At 47.9% G+C, this 20,357-nt stretch carries 10 protein-coding genes; 4 read left to right on the top strand and 6 right to left on the bottom strand.

Annotation, left to right across the window (positions count from 1 at the left end):
- Positions 1 to 147 precede the first annotated feature (147 nt).
- Both CAY53_RS00315 and CAY53_RS00310 read right to left on the bottom strand, forming a co-directional pair.
- Positions 148 to 939 (bottom strand): outer membrane lipoprotein-sorting protein, encoded by a 792-nt coding sequence (locus CAY53_RS00315; RefSeq protein WP_104935441.1) that lies wholly within the window; start codon positions 937 to 939, stop codon positions 148 to 150.
- Between the two features lie 29 nt (positions 940 to 968).
- Positions 969 to 3,029: an efflux RND transporter permease subunit gene (locus CAY53_RS00310; RefSeq protein WP_181040323.1), complete on the bottom strand. Its 2,061-nt coding sequence runs from the start codon at positions 3,027 to 3,029 to the stop codon at positions 969 to 971.
- Between CAY53_RS00310 and CAY53_RS12825 the strand changes: the two genes are divergently transcribed.
- The 4 genes from CAY53_RS12825 to CAY53_RS13635 all read left to right on the top strand — a co-directional run bounded on the left by CAY53_RS12825 (position 3,012) and on the right by CAY53_RS13635 (position 7,824).
- Positions 3,012 to 3,521: a hypothetical protein gene (locus CAY53_RS12825; RefSeq protein ID WP_181040322.1), complete on the top strand. Its 510-nt coding sequence runs from the start codon at positions 3,012 to 3,014 to the stop codon at positions 3,519 to 3,521. The genes CAY53_RS00310 and CAY53_RS12825 overlap by 18 nt on opposite strands.
- A gap of 17 nt (positions 3,522 to 3,538) precedes the next feature.
- Positions 3,539 to 5,371, top strand: coding sequence for an ABC transporter ATP-binding protein (locus tag CAY53_RS12360; protein WP_146106336.1), 1,833 nt, complete (start codon positions 3,539 to 3,541; stop codon positions 5,369 to 5,371).
- A complete protein-coding gene (locus tag CAY53_RS00300; RefSeq protein WP_181040319.1) occupies positions 5,364 to 7,130 on the top strand; it encodes an ABC transporter ATP-binding protein in 1,767 nt (588 codons plus the stop codon). Before CAY53_RS12360 ends, CAY53_RS00300 begins: the two co-directional genes overlap by 8 nt.
- 61 nt (positions 7,131 to 7,191) lie before the next feature.
- Complete coding sequence (locus CAY53_RS13635) at positions 7,192 to 7,824, top strand: CatB-related O-acetyltransferase (RefSeq protein ID WP_104935438.1); 633 nt, start codon at positions 7,192 to 7,194, stop codon at positions 7,822 to 7,824.
- A gap of 276 nt (positions 7,825 to 8,100) precedes the next feature.
- Here the strand turns inward: CAY53_RS13635 and CAY53_RS00290 are convergent, their stop codons facing one another.
- From CAY53_RS00290 to CAY53_RS00275, 4 genes are all read right to left on the bottom strand, one after another.
- Positions 8,101 to 9,237: a saccharopine dehydrogenase NADP-binding domain-containing protein gene (locus CAY53_RS00290; protein ID WP_104935437.1), complete on the bottom strand. Its 1,137-nt coding sequence runs from the start codon at positions 9,235 to 9,237 to the stop codon at positions 8,101 to 8,103.
- Positions 9,234 to 14,795, bottom strand: a complete 5,562-nt coding sequence (locus CAY53_RS00285; RefSeq protein WP_104935436.1) for a non-ribosomal peptide synthetase — start codon at positions 14,793 to 14,795, stop codon at positions 9,234 to 9,236. The genes CAY53_RS00290 and CAY53_RS00285 overlap by 4 nt, the downstream gene beginning before the upstream one ends.
- Positions 14,792 to 18,067 carry a non-ribosomal peptide synthetase gene (locus CAY53_RS00280; protein WP_104935435.1) on the bottom strand — a complete coding sequence of 1,092 codons (3,276 nt, stop codon included), beginning with the start codon at positions 18,065 to 18,067 and terminating at the stop codon, positions 14,792 to 14,794. Before CAY53_RS00280 ends, CAY53_RS00285 begins: the two co-directional genes overlap by 4 nt.
- Before the next feature lie 69 nt (positions 18,068 to 18,136).
- Positions 18,137 to 20,323: a TonB-dependent receptor gene (locus tag CAY53_RS00275; RefSeq protein WP_104935434.1), complete on the bottom strand. Its 2,187-nt coding sequence runs from the start codon at positions 20,321 to 20,323 to the stop codon at positions 18,137 to 18,139.
- Positions 20,324 to 20,357: the final 34 nt, after the last annotated feature.

The raw sequence follows: 20,357 nt of genomic DNA, 5'->3' as shown, positions 1-20,357 counted from the left end.
CTTCCGCACCTTGGGCAAGGCCTTCAGGCGCGGAGTCTTCGGCAAAGGGGTCACCCGCAAGTGGCGCGTCACCGGCAAAGGCAAGCGGTGACCAAAAGAGGAGTAGGAGCAGGCCCCAACAGCAGGAAAATCTTTTGGGGCAGACATTCATCGTTTAAGGTTTTGCGGCTGAAAGAGTGTTTCATCCACACCTTGGTTGTAGGTGACTTCACTACGGTCCATGATGGTAGTCGTTCCACGGTCAGGGGTTGTGAACAGCAGTTTGGTCGCGGTCCAGACACCATCAATCTGTTTATATCTGCCATGTGTTTCAAGCTTCAGCAATCGACCTCGCTTATCATAATAATCTATCTTGGCAGGTAGATGAATATCTTGACGTACAAAAAATATCCGCTTGGAGTAGCTGGTTTCATCTTCAATGCTTGGTATTGGAGTCATTTCAACAACCCAGCAATCTACACCATCAATTTTTTCACTATTGAGAAGTTTATAGTTAAATGCGTCAATAGATCGCTTTTGAATATCTTCATTGGCTATATCAGAACGCATAAATGCCCCTTTTCTTCCACCACTTGAAACACGACGTGTCAAGCTTTCGGCAGGCATATAGATCCACATATCATCTCCTCTGGACAAATCTTCCCAAGACCAGGTCAAATATTGGGTATCCTTGGCATCCGCCGGTTCCAAAAAACGGATATATGTGCGATCATCTTGACGATCCTTGCCATATTTTTTGGTATAGCTTTCCATTTTTCGTATCAATTGCTCATTTCCGCGTTTCACAATCATAGTGTTGATTATATGACGATCGCTATAGCTACGGTCAATTGCTTCAACCTTGAGCATGACATCCCTGCCGCTCAGTTCTTCTGCCTGGATGGCCGGGACATGCAGTGAATACAAAAGGGCAAGTATCCAGAATAAATAAGGTTTCATCGGTCATTCTCCTGTTGGTGAATAAGGGGTCAGGCTCGTTCCCTGCCCAGAGGGTGAAAGAGTAAGATCAGAGCCGGCGCGAACCAGAGATCGGCCAGCAGGGCCGCGCTGAAGGCCACGCCAAAGAGCAGACCCAGCTTGAAGAAGCCAAGCACCGAGGAAAAGAGCAGTACGGCATTGCCTATGACCAAAAGTACACTGGTCTGAATAATGGGCCGCCCTACGGAAAAATATGTGGCTGCCAGGGCTTTTTTGTAGTTGCCCAAGCGGGCGAATTCCTGCTTGAAGCGGGTGAAGAAGTGAATGGTGTCGTCCACCGCCACCCCGATGATGACACCGGCAAAACTTACGGTAATCACGTCCAGGTACAGGCCAACAAGACCCAGAAAGCCCATGGTCACAAAAACGGGAAATATGTTAGGCAGCATGCTGAGCAGGCCAAAACGTACGGCACGTAAAACTGTCATCATGACAATGCCAATGGCAAGCGTGGCGGCAATGAAGCTGTGCCGCTGGCCGGCGTAGAGGATGTCGTTCAGTTCAATATAGCGGGACATGCCGCCGGAGACGACGACCTTCATTTCCGGGCCAAAGATTTCGCGGACCTGCTTTTGCATTTCCTCCAGCAGTTGACGGGCCTGGGCCGTATCGAAATACGGGCACTTGATGGAGAGCCGCACCACGTCGGACAGAAAACCCACCTGCCTGTCCATGGCTGCACCGCCAGAGCTTTCGTAAAAGTAGAGGTACTGGGCCACTGCGTCGGCCGTATCCGGTATGCTGTAATAGGCCGGGTCATTATCGTGCATCGCCTGGCGCATCTGCTTGACAACCCGGGAGACAGAGTCGGCCTTTGTCACAAGCGGGTTTGCCTCGGCAGCCATGGTCAGCCGGTCCAGCTTCTTCATGAAGTCAGGATCCTTGATGCCTGCTTCCCCATCGGCATCGAGCAGAAATTCCAGCGTTATACTGGTTCCCATTCGTCTGTCGATTTCGTCTAAGGTGTCACGCAGGGGCTGGCCCTTGAAAAGCAGCTTGGCCGTATTGGATTCCACCTTTACCTGGAGATAGCCAAAAAATGTGAGGACCATGACGAGAATAAAGCCAATGCTTACGGCCCGTGGCCGGTTGCACACCAGATGCAGGCTGGCTTGCAGCATCCGGTCCAAAAGGCGATTGAGAAAATCGACCTTTCGGGGGGATTTCTGCTTTCTGGCTATCGGGCTCCGGCCAAAAGAGTAGAAAACCGGTGTCAATACGATGGTCAGCAGAAAGGCGTAAACAACGCCGCAGGCCACATAAATACCCATCTCCCGGTACGGTTTCACAGCACAGGTCAGGTAGGCCAGAAAACCGATCGCGGTGGTCAGCGAGGTCAGCATCATGGCGAGCCCCACTTCCCCCATGGCGCTGGCCAGATTTTCCTTGCGCGTCATGCCCTGTCTGCTTTCGTGTGAGAAGGCGGCAATGAGATGGACAGAGTCGGCAATACTCACACAGATCAGCATGGTGGGCAGGGCAGAGGAGAGCAGGTTTAGGGTGAAGCCTAAAAGCCCGATCGTGCCCATTGTCCAGAATACAGCCAGGGTGGTGATGACAAGTGGCGTCACCACCGCCCGGGGGCCTCGGCCAAAGAAGAGCAGAAGTCCCATCTGTACCAGAATCACCAGGCCAAACAGCTTGCCCATATCCCGCCTCACCAATTCGCTGTAGCGTATATTGTAGTGGGGCGGGCCCCCAACCAGAGGCTTCAGGGGGGCGAAACGGGCCTCGGCCAGGATGGCATCTATGGCGTTGACAATGGTTTTCTGGGGTGTGAGATCTTCCTCTTTCGGAGGGTAGGTGTTCAGATCCAGCGTCATGGTCAACGCGGTCTTATCAGGGGAAATGAGGTTATTGGCAAAATTCGGTTCATCAAGCGCCTCTGTGAGTTTCTGGTCGACCTCGGCCTGCGTGCGCGGAGACTGTGAAAAAAAAGGCTTGATCTCGACTTCGCCATCCCTGCCCTTGATGCGCTCTGCATTGCCAAGCCAATTCACCTGCCGGACATAGGGGACACCTTGTTCCAGGGCATGGGCCAACTGGTCCATCAGGTGGAAATGCTCAGGCGTGAATGGTGTCTTGTCGCTGGTGAAGAGCAGATAGGCAAATTCATCGTTGCCAAAGATGCGATCAAAACGGGCCTTGGCAGCCAGAGAGGGATGACCGTCAACGAACCAGATGTCCGAGGAATTGTCGAAGCGGATTTTGTTCAGCTGTGTCAAAAAAAAGATACTTATCGCAGCAACGGTAATCAGGCACAACCAGCGCCAACGAACGACGCAGCGGCAGAAGGCGGAAAAAAATCCGGAAAGTGGAATGTGGTTGATATTGTTCATTTTTTTATCCTTACTAAACTCTCTGGGGAGTCATACAGCTCAAATTTCTATTCATTTTACGCTATTTTTTCTGCTATTTCGGGATTCCATTTTTATCTTTTGCGAAAAAAACGCAAAGAGGGGTTGACTTCTGTTTCGCTAATTTTATTGAAATTAATTTTTTTTCGTTCTAAAAAAATATTTTGTTTTCCAGCTAAAAGTTAGGTGTTAAATAGTGGAGCATGGGTATAGGGATTACGCCATTTTCATCCACGTTACGTATGAACGAAGGAAAAAGAATGCACTCTCAAGATGCAAATGCGCTTGGCAGTTTGCTCAGCATGGCTGCTCAGCACAAAGGTAAAGTGATGGTAGCCTGCGTTTTTTCGTTGGTCGCGCAGCTGCTGAGTATAGCACCATTTGTGATATTGTCTTTTTTGATTGACCGTTTGGTCGATGACGGCAGCATCCAGTCGACATCGGTATGGCCTTATGTGACGGCTGCTACGTTATGCCTGGTCTTTAGGTATGTTTTTGCTGGATTCGCCGCAGTATTATCACATATTACTGCTTATGATATTTTGCATCATCTTCGTTTAGCTATTGCAAAAAAATTACCTCGTTTGCCTCTTGGATTTTTTAATCGTAAGACCAGTGGTCAAATTAGAAAAGTAATGCTGGAAGATGTTGAACAAATGGAATTGTTTATCGGTCATAACCTGCCTGATTTGGTAGGTAGTACGCTTTTGCTCCTGATGACTATATTAATTTTATTTTGGTTAGACTGGAGGTTGGCATTGGCGGCTATAGCACCGTTACCTATTGGCTTTTTTGCACAGGCTTTGACAATTTCTCGCAATCGTGAATCACGCTCTCTTTTCTTTACTGCTAGCGAAAAGATGAACACCACAATGGTGCAATACATTCATGGTATGCCGGTTATCAAGGCTTTTACTCGAACTGAGTCGTCATTTAATAAATATGTGGACAGTGTGTCCGAATGTTCATATTACGAAGATATAATGTGTGAGCACTGGGCCTTACCCATGACACTTTTTCAGGTGGCAGCAAACGCCAATATGCTGCTTATTTTGCCTCTGGGCTCGCTTTTGTGGCTGCATGGCCATGTGACTATCTCGGCACTCGTCTTGGTTCTGCTTATAGGTTTGGGTTTGGGTGGAATTATCCAGCAATTGATAATGATGGGTTCTTTTTTAGAACAGCAGGTGGAGGGGCGAAAGCGCATCGACACCCTGCTCTTCAGCACAGAGTTGCCAGAGGTGGAAAATCCTGCCACACCTCAGGATGCCTCGCTGAGGGTAGAACATGTGTCCTTCGCGTACGAAGACAACGACATATTGCGTGATGTTAATGTCAACCTGGAACCTGGCCGCTTTCTGGCCTTGGTGGGGCCATCGGGGGCAGGAAAAAGCACGCTGGCTAAGCTCATTTTGCGTTTTTGGGATGTCAAGAATGGGGCAATAAGATTGGGAGGCGCGGATATTAGGCAGGTTGACGCCAACGAACTGATGCGCCACGTTTCTTTCGTCTTTCAGAATATTTTTCTATTTAACGACACTGTTGCTGCTAATCTGCGTGTGGGCAAACCCGATGCAACTCAGGAAGAGTTGGAAGCCGCGGCACGGGCCGCCCGGTGCCATGACTTTATTATGGCGCTTCCAAACGGTTATGAGTACGTGGTTGGCGAGAAAGGCGGTGCGCTTTCTGGCGGCGAAAAACAACGCCTCTGCATAGCTCGCGCTCTCCTTAAGAATGCCCCCATACTGGTACTTGACGAGGCCACAGCCTTCGTCGATCCTGAAAATGAGGCGGATATCCAGCTAGCACTGAATGCATTGGTGCACGACAAAACTCTTATTGTAGTGGCACACCGGCTCTCAACCATCACCTCGGCTGATGAGATAGTTGTGCTCGACGGTGGCATAGTAGCGGCCAGAGGTACACACGTGCGCCTGCTTGCCGAAAGTGAACTGTATCGCAATTTATGGCAGGCACATGTGGCCAGCAAGGAATGGCGTCTCAATCAGAAAAAGGGGGGGGACCTTCATGATTAAGCTTATGCGCCGCTTGGTGTGGCTTTTTCCTGAAATGCGTCGACCTTTGAGTGTCGCGGCCGCCTTTAAGGCTGTCGAGACACTATTTATGGGTATGCCTTATGGCATCATGATTTTGGTACTCAACGATTTACTTGTAGGCAAATTGACTACCAAACGTGTGATAGTGTATACACTTGGTACGGCGTTTGGCTACCTTGGGCAGGGACTTTTTTGCTGGCTGTTTACCAAAAAGGCTTATCCTCTGGGTACCCAGTTGTGCAAAAGGGTGCGTCTTCGTATTGGTGAGCATTTGAGAAACCTGCCAATGTGTGCCTTTTCGCACAAGACGGCTGGCAATTTGGCGGCTTTGGTTTCTGAGGAATTGACGATGCTGACACTGCTGCCACGGATGGCATTTCCACAATTTATTAGTTCTTTAATTTTTCCAATAGTGCTAGCGCCATTCCTTTTGTCGATTGACTGGCGTTTGGCATTGACTGCACTTATACCAGTACCATTAGCCTTTCCAGTCTTGCAACAGTGTCGGCGAGAACTTAGCAAGGGGGTACGGCAGCGCAACGAGGCTATGACCAAAGTGAGCTCATTGGTTGTTCAATATGTACAGGGTATGGAGGTGGTCAAAGGCTTTCGTCTTGCAGTTACGCAGTTTCATAGTTTTGCTGCTGCCCTTGAACGTAGCAGAAAAGACAATTTATCTCTCGTATTTCGTTCTACACCACTTTTAATGACCTTTCAGTTTATATTGGATATTGGCATTGTCCTGCTAATGATTTTGGGTGCTGTGCTTTTACTAAATGGATCGATAAGTATTTTTGTGTGGTTGACCTTTTTGATATTGGCTTTACGCATGTATGAACCCATAAAGGCTCTGGGTCCTGTATATGAAATCACTCAATCAGCCGAGGCTACCCTTGATCGTATCGAGGCGATCCTATCAGAAAAACCACAGGTACATGGCTGTAGAACTTTGGCGCCCGGACCAGTTGATATCAACTTTAAAAATGTGAGCTTTGCTTACGACGATAATGCCGTGTTACGCAATATCTCTCTGGAGATTCCGGCTCAGAAGGTAACTGCTATAGTTGGTCCGTCCGGATCTGGCAAAACAACAATGCTGCGTCTGATCGCACGCTTCTGGGATGTAGATGGTGGTGAAATTTGTCTGGGTGGCGTACCGGTACGCGAGCTTTCCTCCGAAGCATTGTTCGGGGCGCTGAGTATGGTCTTTCAGGATGTGTACCTGTTTCAGGGTACGGTACGAGAAAATATTGCCTTTGGTTCACCTGATGCATCTGATGCAGATGTGGAACGGGCGGCCCGTGCCGCGCACTGTCATGATTTTATAGACCGTCTGCCACAGGGCTACGATACTCCTGTGGGTGAAGGTGGCGCGACACTTTCAGGGGGTGAACGGCAACGTATTGCCATTGCCCGTGCTCTGCTTAAAGATGCACCTGTGGTTCTGCTTGATGAGGCCACTGCCTCGGTTGACCCAGAAAATGAGTGCCAGATTCAAGAGGCCATAGATGCATTGGTTGGCTCTAAAACAGTGGTTTTGGTGGCTCACCGCCTTACGACCATTACTCAGGCTGAGCAGATCGCTGTCTTAGATGGATTGGGAAATATAGCGGCAATTGGCAGCCATGAAGAACTTTTGAAAAGTTGTTTCCTTTACCAGCGGTTGTGGAAGCATCGCAAGAGTTCCTTGTCCTGGAAGGTAGGCGAAGCTGAAGCAGTCGCTGTCGATAGTGAATAGACCCTCTCAGCGATTGAGTTTGAGTAAGTATAAATTTATACCTAACAAATTGGAGGAGCTCATGTATGGACCTTCACCAGAAATGGCAAAACCCATGCCGGCTGTACCTACTGTTCATTTTCTTAAAAATATTATAAAAAATCAAAATATTATTGCCGGCGATTATACAGCTGTACAACTACCGGAGGGGGTGGAGAATTTTGAGAATTTTGTCTTGTACCACTATCCATTTATGGGGGACCGGCTGGTCTTTGGTAAATTTTGTGGTATCGCCCGGCAAGCAAAATTTATTATGAATGGTGCGCATCACAGAATGACAGGTATATCTACTTATCCATTCCAGATTTTTGGGCATGGATGGGAAAAAGTGATGCCGCCTATCACTGAATTACCCATGAAAGGTGATACAATTATAGAAAATGATGTTTGGATTGGGTATAATGCAACGATATTACCTGGAGTCCATATTGGAAATGGCGCATGCATAGGAGCTTGTGCAGTTGTAAGCAAAGATGTTCCTCCCTATGCCATCGTGGGAGGTAACCCGGCTAGACTCATCCGTATGCGCTTTTCTCCGGAGGAGATCGAATTGTTACAGGGCATTGCTTGGTGGAATTGGAATGCAGAAAAAATTTTTAAATACTTAGATATTATAGTAGGTGGAAATGTACAGGAATTGGTTAAAATAGCTTAAAACATATTGATGATATCGTATAATTATTTCAATAGTGAGAGTGAATAAAACGAAATTAAGAATGATGACATCCAGTTTGGAATACAGAGTGCAGATAATCCTGTAGATTTTAAGCCAAATTAATAATTTATTGGCTTCATTTTATTTAGTAATTATTGATAATATTTATTCATAATGGTTAATCGAAAGATTAAATCTATAAGGTAGTAGTGATTTAAAATTGAATAATACTATTGAAACAAATAAAGACCCCTCCCCATCTCTTTTATAGGGTTTTCATATGTAGCCTATTTCTAATGACTCTGTATTCATATTAAGCGAGAGTCTAGGTGCACCTTCACCACTAGTCAACAATCGAAAAAAATCTGGTATATCCAGCGATTCGTGGAATAGATGCCGACCTGGTAGATAATGTTCTGAAATTATCATTTGAACCGTAATTGCTATCATACGACCCACCAATTGGACACTAGGCTTATTCCAAATCAACTCCGCATCAAGGTGCCAATATTCTCCATTTTTTTCCCCCTTTGCCTTCACCTGATACCAAGTGAATGGTAAAAAATCCTTACAGTCGAGCAAGGAAGCAGCGACAAGCTGTCGGGCAGACTGCTCTACCTCAGTTGGGTGCTGCCAAGATTCCGCTGCGCGTATTTGGAAGAGAGTTTGCATCGTGTGTGACGGCATAGAGACGCAGCACCGTAGGTTTGGCGTTCGGCGCCGAGTGGCCACCCGTTGGCACTCATAATTCAAGCTGGGATACAGAGCTAAGCTTTCACGTAAAAAAGGAAGATTGACCAGTTGTGGTCCAGCATTGTCCCGGACCACTTGACCATTTTGCAAGCGATGCATCCCCAGCCCAAAGCCGTCCCTCAGACTATACACGATATCAAGGGCTGCAGTTTGTGACATGGCTTCACCACAATTAGCAAAGAAAAGGCTGGTATCCTGAGCTCTGCTGTCCCCCTCCTGTAAGCAGTAATCAAGGAAAAGCCCCGATAAACCTGGAAAAATACCAATCGATAGTAGGCAACAGAGCCGCTTCTGGTACAGTGTCGCGTGTAGGTCCTCTGTACGCTGATACAGCACTTCGTCGCCTGCCAGATCAAGATAGTGGCACCCCGCCTGAAGGGCAGCTCGAGCAACCGTATCCAGAATCAGACGGGACGGACCTGCACAGTTGATGACAAGCTGGCAGCCACGCACGAAGTTTTTCAGAGCTTGAGCGTCCTGAATGTCAACTGGCACAAAGTGTACACGGCTCCCTAACTGGGCCGTATGGACCGCACCCCTTTCAGCATCTCTGCCGCCCAAGCGTAATGTGAAAGATGTATCACGCAATAGTGCCTGCACACAGGCTTGTCCAGCTGTACCACGGGCGCCCAATATACCGATGAGCGGCAATCCACTCATGACCGCCTCCCTGAGTGCCGCAGGAGCTCATTCAAACGAGCTGCCAGCTGGCTCACATAAGGCTCCTCCAAGCAGGTGACGTGGCTGCCTGGAGTGGAGATAAATGTGACATTTTGTGCCCCAGATCGAGTCCATATTTCTACAATATCCATAGATTTTGACATCACAGCGTCGCGCTCAGCTGGCACAAACACGGTAACGGCGCCATCATAGGGCTGAGGCTCATAGCGCGCCACCGAGGCCACGCTGACGCGGTAAATGGCAAAGATATCTGCTAATTCCTCCTTCGACATTCGGGAAATGTATTGGTTGCCGGTTTCAGCGCCTAGTTTATAGGCTAAGTCGAGACGCGCATCTCTGTTCATATCTGATAATTTTTGGTATTTGGCTAGGAAAGATGCACCTGGGCCATGTCGCATTTGCTCCTGCCAATTTGTAGAGGTAGATGCCGTGCAACCTAAATTTTGAAACTGTGCAGCCACATTATTGAATTCCTCAGCGCTGACTTCTAACCCCACACGTTCCAAGGGAATCAACAGTTCTTTACAGAGCATATAAAAGATAAAGACTTCGTCATCGATTAAGAATGGCGGCTTCATTGAACTAATTAAAATAGTTTGTTCAACATTTTCGCCTGCATTTTTTAGTTGTCTTGCCATTTCATAAGCAATAATACCACCCATGCAAAAGCCACCTAAGTGGTATGGTCCTACTGGCTGCACGCTACGGATAGCCTGAATATAATTTTCTGCAAGGTTTCCAATATTTGCCCCAGAGTCAATATAGGATTTTATGTCATGTACTTGCAGTCCATATAATGGTCTGTTGCAGTCAATGTGGCGACGTAAATGATTGTAAACAAAGAGTCGACCACGGCCATCGCTGATAATAAAGAATGGCTTTTGTTCACCTGCCGAATTCATAAGTACAAGCGGCGAATCAATGCTATGATCTGCTGTATCTTCAGGAATATTACTATTATCAACCAGACTACGTAGCGCCTGGGCCATGCCAACCAAGGTTGGTTTCTCAAAAAGTGTGCGTAAGGTAAGAGCTTCAAGTCCTATATAATCACTAAAGATTTCGCGCATGCGGGCCATCAGTCGAGTAAGTTGCAAAGAATCGCCGCCACACGCAAAAAAGTCATCGTTCATACTTACTTTATCCATACCTAAAATTTCCGCCCAGAGGGTGGCCAATTTTTTTTCAAGAGGATCGGATGGTTCCACGTAAGTTGATTTGCAACTACTTTTGACTGCAGTATTATTAGATCCACTACCCAATGCTTTGCGATCAACTTTTCCAGTTTCCGTGAGAGGAATGCGCTCCAGTAAACTGAATTTTTTTGGAATCATGTAAGCAGGCAAACGCAGGCGCAGAAATTCAGTCACAGCCGTCTCGTTGAGACGAAAAGCTTGCCTGCCACTCTGTGCCATCAGCACATGTTGACCCAATGCCGCGCAGGGATGTCCCGCTGGCGGCAAGGATGCACATTGGGAAAAACCGCAAGCTGCTAACGTATTCATCCAGCGTTCTTCACTGAGAAAAGGTGAATCTTGCCCTAGGCGTTCATCTTTTAGCTCACTGAAGTCAATCAAAAACTCCATGGTTACTAGTAATGGATAGTTCGGGCCTGTTTGTTCCAGAATGAGAATGCATCCATCTTGATCCAGCAATGAGTTAAGCCAGTTCATTGTCTGTCGCATATCTGCAGCGTTGTGCAGTACGTTGTTGGCAATAATTACATCAAAGCTATTCTTTTCAAACCCTTGATTAAATGGTGAAATGTTAATATCAAATAAGGCATATTTTATAAAATTGTAATCACTGAACTTGGTTTTGGCTTTATCAAAAAAGAATGGCGAAATATCTGTATAGACGTAGTGTGTGTGACCCGAATCTACCAATGGGAGCAATTCCGCTGTGGAGCTACCTACGCCTGCGCCAACTTCCAAAACCCGGAACGTGCCAGCAGTGCGTCGTTCTTGTACCAAGGCGGCAAAAGCAGCCGCTAAAATGGAGAAAAAGTACTGGCTCATGGGATTATATTGGTATACATCCTCTGCCACGTTCCAAGCGCCTTCGGGAAAAAGTAGCTCTTGTGGGTTGACATCTCCCCGGAAAAGCTGAATCAAGTCAGCGCAACTGCGCTCCATATAGGTGAGGAGCTCTCCAGGATGTCCAATGGCGGGGCTTAAACTTCGCACCAGATTCCAGAGCGCGGCCAAATCGTTTTCCGGTAGGGGAGCTGGACAGGCGTAGCGGTCGTGTCCCTGTTTGGTCAGGAAGCCCTCACGCGACAAGGCATTGAGCCAGCGCACCAGAAGCTTTCGATGAGTCGAGGTGACTTGGCCACGTGCAATAATCTCATCCACAGTCAGAGTCTCGCGCTTGGTAAAAACGCCCAAGTCGCGCAACGTTCTGCACATGTTAGCGAGGCACAGCTCATCTAGATTTATCCAGAAATCGGCAAAGTTTTGGATATCAGTCACACCGACGGGGAGTTTATGAGCTGCGGTGCGACTGCTCAGCAAAAGTGAACGCCAGCTAGTGCCGCACTCATGCTCCGCCGCTGTGGGAAGTAGAATCATGGAGCTGGTATCATTCTCTGGCACGATATGGGCATGCAAAAGGCGAGTGCCGTTCACGCTGTCTTGGTCTGCAGTCACCGCGGCTTCGTACACGCCAGGCATTTTTTGCAGGACGCATTCAATTTCCCCCAGTTCAATGCGGAAGCCTCCTACCTTCACCTGGCCGTCCTTGCGGCCCAAAAACTCCAGCACACCGCCGGGAAGGTGCCGGGCCATATCGCCGGTTTTGTACAACCGTTCTCCGGTGACGGGATGTATCAGAAAACTCTCAGCAGTTTTTTCCGGATCACGCCAGTAGCACCGGGCTAGTCCGACGCCGCCGATATACAAATCTCCTGGTGTCCAGTCGGGACGTTGCGAGAGTGTACCATCCAGTACGTACATGCGCTGGTTAGTGAGGGGGCGGCCGTAGGGGATACTTTTCCATGATTGATCAACATTCTCAATCGGATAACATAATGACCAGATAGATGCTTCGGTCGCTCCACCCAAGCTTATGATTTGAGATTGTGGTGCAAGGCTACGTGCCGTTTCGGGCAGAGCCAGTGGGATCCAATCACCGGAGAGCAAGATCACTCGTAGTGTATGCAGAGTCATATTTGTTCCAGCTCCGGACTCACACAACATATTTAAAAGAGCAGGAACAGAATTCCAGAAGGTAACACCATGTTGTAGTATCAGTTCAAGCCAGTGTTCAGGTTCTTTGAGCTTATCCGCGTCAGGGATAACTACAGAACCTCCAGCGGCTAGTAATCCAAATATGTCATACACAGAAAGGTCAAAGCTAAGTGAGGCAAGTGCCAAGCCAACATCCTGTTCTGTTATCCGGAAACGCCGATTGATATCTAAAATAGTATTTACAGCACTCCTGTGCTCAATGGCAACTCCTTTGGGATTCCCTGTGGAACCTGAGGTAAATAGAACGTAGGCCAGAGTTTCTGGTTCTTGTTCCTCATTTGGAATAAATATGTTCGACGGTAGTTCGAGATTGTCTAAAGTAAGAGCTTCGATTCCTTGAGGCCAGACAAATTCTTGTCCAATATATGTATTTGTAACGACCAGAGATATTTCTCCCAATTGCAGTAATTCTTGCCGTCTGGCCATGGGTAAAGTTGGATCAACAGGTAAATATGCAGCGCCTGAATAAAGAATGCCCAGTACAGTTACAATTTGATCCAAGCCCTTTTCGAGCATCACCGCGACGAGTTGCTCAGGGCCAGCTCCCCGTTTGCGCAGTGCTTGTGCCAGCGCAAGGGCACGCCGTCGCAGTTCAGCGTAGCTCAGACGTGCTTGCCCCGCAATAATAGCAATACGATCCGGATAGCGCTGGGCACTACGATCAAAAAGGTGATGGAGTAAAGAGGAATCAAGAGGTGCATCTGTTGCGTTAAAATGCTGACGAAGCTCCTGAACCGGGCCTGGCAATGGCGGGCGAGCTGTACTTTGCCAGCTAGCTGTATCTGTGGCCAGGCGGCGCAGTAGGGCTTCAAAAGCGGTGAACATGGCGTCCAGCATGCCGTTGGGGAAGAGCTCTTCCAAGGCATCCCAGTGGCAGACTAGCGTGCCTCCCTGCTCAAATACCTGATTATCTAGCCAAACTTGAGGTGTCTGCGTGGCAGAGTACAAGACTTCACCGAAGTTGGGCAGGCCATAGCGGGCTAATGGGCCTTGCGGGGTGATACCGATAGTACTGGTATAGACTACTGGCATCTGTGCACTCGTTCCTGTTTGCCGTGCTTTTCCCAAGGCACGAATTACCTTGACCCCACTGTAATAGCGGTGATCAAGATCTTGCCAAAGCTGGGCCTGTACAGATTTGGCAAATTCAATAAAGCTATAAGGCTTGCTACGATCAATTTCCAAAAGGCTGACTGACGTAAATTCACCCACTACATCCATGATTTGGGGGTGCAGGGGCGGTCGGTTAAACAGAGTCATGTTCAGGGTAAACTGCTGCTCTGCACTCCAGGAGGCAAGTACGTCTGCATAAGCTGCCAGAACCGCGCTTGAAGCTGGCAGCCCTTGTTCCGTAGCCCGGGCCTTGAGACAATCCCAAGTGTCCTTTTCCAAGCGAAAACTGCGGTGGGTAAAGTGGGGCAGGGTAATGGTGGATGGGTCTACGACCAAGGGCAGATGAGGCGAGTCTGGCAAAAGGGGGATACGGTGCTCCCAATAGTTTTTCGACCTCTGGTACTGTGCTGACTGCTCCTGTATCTGGTTGGATAATATGCAGTCCCTAAAGCTTAAATTCAGATTGGGTAATATATCGCCCTGACCTTCGTATAATGCATGTAAATCACGAAAAATCAGTTGCAGGCTATAGCCATCGGCAATGATCTGATCAAATCCCATATGCAGAATACCGGCACCTTTAGGCAAAAGTGAAATTCTGAGAGCAAAAAGGGGCCAAGTTCCGGTAGCAAATGTTTGCTGTTCCATTTCTGACCGGATACTTGTAAGTAGTTTTTGATGTTCCTTTTCAGGAATATCACGTAAATCTTGTACTGCAATATCGTATTCTGGTACTTTTTCCAATATCTGCTGTTTACCACCTGGTAAGGTTACAGCACGTAGCATGGGATGTCGGGCGATAAGTGCATTCCAGGCAACGCGCAAGCATTCAATTTCAATATTATCTTTGTATAGTTCAATATAGGCATGGCAGGAGATGTTACCTGTTTCAAAAAGTTCATTCCCCCCTACTAGGTATGCGGCCTGCATATCGTTGAGTGGAAAGGGTTCATGCAGACGAGTAGGATCAGGTTTAATGGTCGTTATACTCAAGTTTCCTTCGCCATTGCCCCTTCTACGTAACAATGGCAGCAACTGTTCCTTAACAGCCGCAAGTTGCTGTCGTCGTTTTTGATCCATCAATCCTTTAGGGGCGGAATAGCGCAGAGCTCCGTTTTCCTCCCAGAACCGCGCACCTTGTGATTCGAGATCTGCCAGTATTTCCTGAGCGATCATAATGTTCCTTCCTCTATTGTCTCACTTTTCATGGATTGGTTCACTAGTGTCGCCAGACTGGCTACCGTGGGCGCGTCAAAAAAGTTGCCAAGTTGCAAACTGACGTCGAGACGTTGCTGGATCTGGTGCATGATTTGCATGGCCATAAGCGAGTTGCCACCCAGCTCAAAAAAGTTGTCGTGTCTGCCAATGTGCGGCTGACCTGTTGCCTCAGCCAGAAAACCGGCTATCAAGCTTTCCAAACCTGCCTGCGGCGGTTCAAAATTCTTGGTGGCGGCGTCTACATCTACTGGTATGGGGAGCGCATGACGATTGACTTTACCGTTGGCATTAAGCGGGAGAGCCTTAAGCCGTACGTATAGATCGGGAGTCATATAGCGAGGTAAAGAGGAGAGCAGAAAGGAACGCAGGTCGGCTGCTTCAAGCTCCTGCCCTATCTCTGGGACATAATGGCAGATCAGTTGGCGACTGTTGCCGGGATTGCGGCTGATACACGAGACCACGCAGTCCTTGATGCCTGGATGTCGGCCCAGAATCGCTTCAATCTCCCCAAGTTCAATACGATAACCACCTATTTTTACCTGAAAATCAAGTCTCCCCATAAATTCCACATTGCCATCTGACCTCCAGAAGCCTAGATCTCCAGTTCGGTACAGTCTCTCACCGGTTTCAGGATGGATAAGAAAGGCCATGTCTGTTTTTTGCTGATCGTTCCAGTAGCCCTGCGCCAGGCCCTTGCCGGAGATAAAAATTTGGCCCAACACATTGTCTGGGCATTCCTGCAAGGCGTCATTTAAAATGTGGAGATGTTGATTGGCCAGTGGGCGACCATAGGGAATGCGGGACCACTCCTCTGGTACCTTGCCGATTTCAAAGCAGTTAGACCAAATTGCCGCCTCAGTAGCTCCTCCTAGGGCAAGCACTCTGGCACCGGGCCAGTACTTATGAATGTCGCCAGGGAGAGTTACGGGCACCCAGTCTCCACTGAGCAAAACTGCACGCAGCTTAAGTTTTTTGCTCTTTTTTTCTGACAAAGTGGGAATAAGTGCCTGCATCAGGGCCGGCACAGTGTTCCACAGGCTGACACTTGTAGAGGTCATCAATTCAACCCAGTGACCTGGATCACGAGTTCGATCCGACGCAGGAAATACCACAGTACCGCCAGCAGCCCACAGTCCGAAAAGGTCATACACCGACAGATCAAAATTTAAATCTGATAAGGCCAACACTGCATCTTTATGGGTAACTCCAAGGCGCCGGTTGATATCGGCCAAGGTGTTGACCGCTGCGCCATGTGTAATCCCCACTCCTTTGGGTTTCCCCGTTGATCCTGAGGTAAAGATTACATAGGCCAAATCGTCCAGAGATTGGTGCCATCGGGTTGCTTGCTCCTGCGGTAGGAGTGACGCGCTTGCCGCCCATTCATCAACGGCCAGGACTTGCAGGGCCGCCGGCCAATTTAGGCTTTGGGTAAGCCGTTGCTGAGTCAGTACCAGCTTAACCCGGCCTTCGGCCAGCAGGTTATGCAGGCGATCCGCAGGAGAATTCGGGTCAATGGGTAAGTAAGCTGCCCCAGCATAAAGAATGCCCAACACAGCCAGAGCCTGTTCCCAGTCTCTTTCCATAACCACGGCTACCAATTCACCAGACTTAATTCCTTGACTCCAAATTTGCTCGCCTAAGGTACGGGCCAATCCGCGCAACTCGCCGTAATTGAGCCGCCGCTCCGGGGTGATTACAGCTGATGCATCTGGGTACGCCAACGCCTGTGCGTCAAATAATTGATGTAGCATTCGTTGCTCAAGTGGGGTCGCTGTGGCATTGGCTGTTGCGTGACGAGTCCTGTCATCCACAGGCGCTCTCAGGGGAAACGTCTCGGAGAAGACTTCATCCTCAATGGCCATTCGTCTGAGCAAGCCGGAAAAATCCGAGAACATGGCCTCAATGCGACCAGCAGGGAAGGCATTTTCCGCCACATCCCAATTAAAACGTACCTCACCAGCAAACTGGATAGCATTGAAGTCAATGAGCACTTGGGCTGTCTGACTAACGGCGTGGCGTAGCTCCAGCTCTTCGCCCCCCAGCCTGGCAGATTGGCCAATGTCGCCAGCCTTGAGAATATCGGTGAAAGCCACAGGCATTGCGGCACTATCGGGCCGAATTTGCCGCAGTTCGCGGATAACCTGGACGCCATTAAAGCGTGCGTGCTCCATATCTTGCCAGAATTGCTGCTGTAAAAGTTGGGCTCGATCCAAGAGGGTACTTCCAGACGGACAACGGCACTCCAAAAGCAAGATATCAGTGAAATCACCCAGAATTTTTGGCACACCTGGATGAAGATTTACTCGGTTAAAACGGGAAATACTTAGAGTAAAGTCGCAATAGCGATTCCATAGGCGAATGACTTCGGCATAGGCTGCCAACAAAACAAAAGCACCGGTGATCCCCATGTGTGCAGCCTTGCGCTCCATCGCCTGCCATTCGGCTAGTGGCCAGACCAAGGAGTATCGGCGGAAATGCCTGTCCTCTTCTCGAAGCGTAGATGTGCCGTGAAATTCGGGAGCTGGGGCTAGGGTGGGCAGGCGCTTTAGCCAGTAATCCCGAGCCCGGGCAAATTCGGGTTCATGCTTACTGGCTTCTAGGGCCAGCACATAATCACGAAAGCGTAGTTCTGGTTCTGGTAAAACAGCATCAGGGTGGTCGTAAAAAAATTGGAGTTCTTCCAGCAAGATTGGAAAGCTAGACGCATCCAGTAATAATGCATCAATACCCAGATGCACTCTGGCCAAACCATGATCCAGCAACGAAATCCGTACATCGAAGAGCGGCCAGACTTGGGGATCCGTCACTGTTTTTGTCATTTCCTGGCGAACTGCGTCGAGCGCCAAGTTTTGTTGAGCTGTCGGCAGGTTGCGTAGGTTTTTGACGAGTAGTTTCCAAGAAGGGATTTTGGGCAGTACTTGTTGGGTGGCATCTGCGTTTATGATGGTGCGCAGCGTGTCGTGGCGAGCGATAACGCACAGCCAGGCATGCTCGTAGCGTCTTGGGTCCAGATTTTTGATGTCAAATTCCTGGTAACCGCGAGTAGCGGTACCGCCCAAGTCCATACCGCTACCACGTCCAGCTAAATAGCTCTGCTGTACATCAGTTAGGGGAAATGGCAAAAAACGATCGGCCGAATTGGGTTGAAGTATTGAATTTTTGGCGTCTGCAGCGGCTGTGCGGTTTTTCAGCAATTGGGCCATCAGAGAACGCTGGTCAGAAGAAAGCATCTGTACCTCGGAATTGCAAAGATTGGAACGCACCAGAACGTGGTGCGTTCCAATTCAAAAATTATACGTTTAAAAGCGCCAGGCCACTGTCATCCCGATTTGCCGGGGATCGCCGTCGAAAGCCAACGTGCCGTACCCTGGAATAGGAGCTTGCACGGTATAGTAGGAACGGTCAAAGAGGTTCTTGCACCAAAGCGAAACATCCCAGTGCTCTCCAGAATAACCTAACCGAATATTTACCAACTCATATGCAGATTCCTCCTGCATATTGGTAGCATCATGGTAGAACTTACCTGTTCCCAACAAATCAACGCGTCCGTATAAACCAGTGCTATGCTGGTACATGGTACTAAGATTATAGGTAAAACGTGGAGCATTGGGAAGTTCGTTACCGTGGTAGTCATACTGTGTGACTGGATCATACCAGTTGGTAATCTCTGTCATAGTGTAACCAAAGCCACCAGAAAAGGTCAATCCAGTGGCAGGACGAGCTTGTAATTCTATCTCAAATCCTTTAGAATTCGCTTCTGCTATATTTGATATTTTTGCTTGATTGAGGGACAATACTTCAGATGCTTGCTTATCTGTCATATCAATATAGAAAGCTGCCAAATTAGCAAGTAGTTTATTATCAAGCCATGAAGTTTTTACACCAACTTCATAGTTCCACGTATACTCTGGTTCATAATAAAAAGTTTCATTGTTAGTAGCTGAAACATAATCAAAGCCACCACTTAAAAAACCGCGAGAAGCGGTGGCGTAGCCCATAACGTCATCTGTAAAATCATAGCTCACCGAAAATTTCGGTAGCAATTCATCACCCGTTAAATGTTTTTTGTAATTCATTGTACTTGTAGGATAATTTGGTTCCATTTCAGATGTAAAGCGCTGCTCACCCCATTGACTGTTATACTCGTACCGTAATCCTGCTGTAAGATGTAAGCGGTCAATTATAGTATAGGTACCTTGACCAAATAAAGCAAAACCGTCTGAGTCAATATCTGTATTGCGGTACGTATTATTAGACATGCCTGGCATGCCAGCTAGGTAGTCACCTGTAACCTTTGTATCTTCTGTAAATCCATAAATACCTAAAAGCCAAGCGAGTGGACTTTCATTTTTTTCAGAAGAACTGAATCTGAATTCCTGAGTCCACATGTCTACCTTTTCTGTCATAAATGTGTTCATATATGATGTAGGCAGAGTTGTCATGTCCATATCCCAATTTGCATCATCAGAGAAATATCTCCTGCCAGTTATAGAGGTTAGGTCAATTTCTTCACCTTTATACTTCACTCGTAGGCTCTCGCTATCACCGTTCCAGTTGCGATTATTTTTATCATTCCGGGCAATATGCAGGCGCTCCGTTTTAAACATACCATCTTTATAGCGGCCATAACCAAAATTCTCGTCGCTGCTTGAGATATCACCTAAGAACGAGATATCGAGTTGCTCGGTGGGAGTCCAGCGCAGTTGAGTGCGCCCGAATCCACGATTGATCTTGCGGGCTTCATCGTCATTGTTAAAATCATTGGTAATGGGGCCTTGGTCGTAATTCCATTTACCTGCCAGACTGAAGTACATAATATCTGTTACGATGGGGGTGCTTACGTTTGCACCCAATTGGTAGCCTGGTGCCCAGTCACCATCAGTGTCAAAGACGCTAAGTTGAGTGAACACCTTGCCACGCAAGTCATTATCTGGTTGGCGGGTCACAATATTTATGACGCCTGCTTCGGAATTACGTCCATAGAGTGTTCCTTGCGGGCCCTTGAGCACTTCCACCCGTTCCACGTCAAAGAGTTCTTGATTTTGCATGTATACGATGGGTAGGTTGATATCGTCAATGTACATCGCTGTGGTAGGATACAGAGAGGTAACAAAACTACCTACACCACGAATGTTGATCTGTTGGTATGAACCAGAATCCTTTGTATAAACGTTAGGTATGTATCGAATTAGTTCGGTAGTATCCTTAATATTAGCATCTTCAATTTGCTGATCATTAAGAACATTAACACTGATTGGTATATTCTGTACTTTTTCCTCCCGCTTCTGAGCGGTAACTGTAATTTCTTCAAGCGTATAGCTTGTCTCTTTGTTTGCATTGTTTTCCGCATGAACTGTACTAGCGCTCATTATACCTACTAATAGATAGCTTAGAACAGGCCAATTAAAACTCTTTGTTTTTAAAAGAGTTTTATTTTTTGCGTTTCTTGCATCTTCTTGCAGATTACAGTTTACAGGGTAATTCATCTTTTTTCTCCTTTTCTTGGGGTTGAGGATGATA

The sequence above is a fragment of the Desulfobulbus oralis genome, assembly GCF_002952055.1.
Classification (GTDB): domain Bacteria; phylum Desulfobacterota; class Desulfobulbia; order Desulfobulbales; family Desulfobulbaceae; genus Desulfobulbus; species Desulfobulbus oralis.
This window is presented reverse-complemented; position numbering and strand designations above follow the sequence as displayed.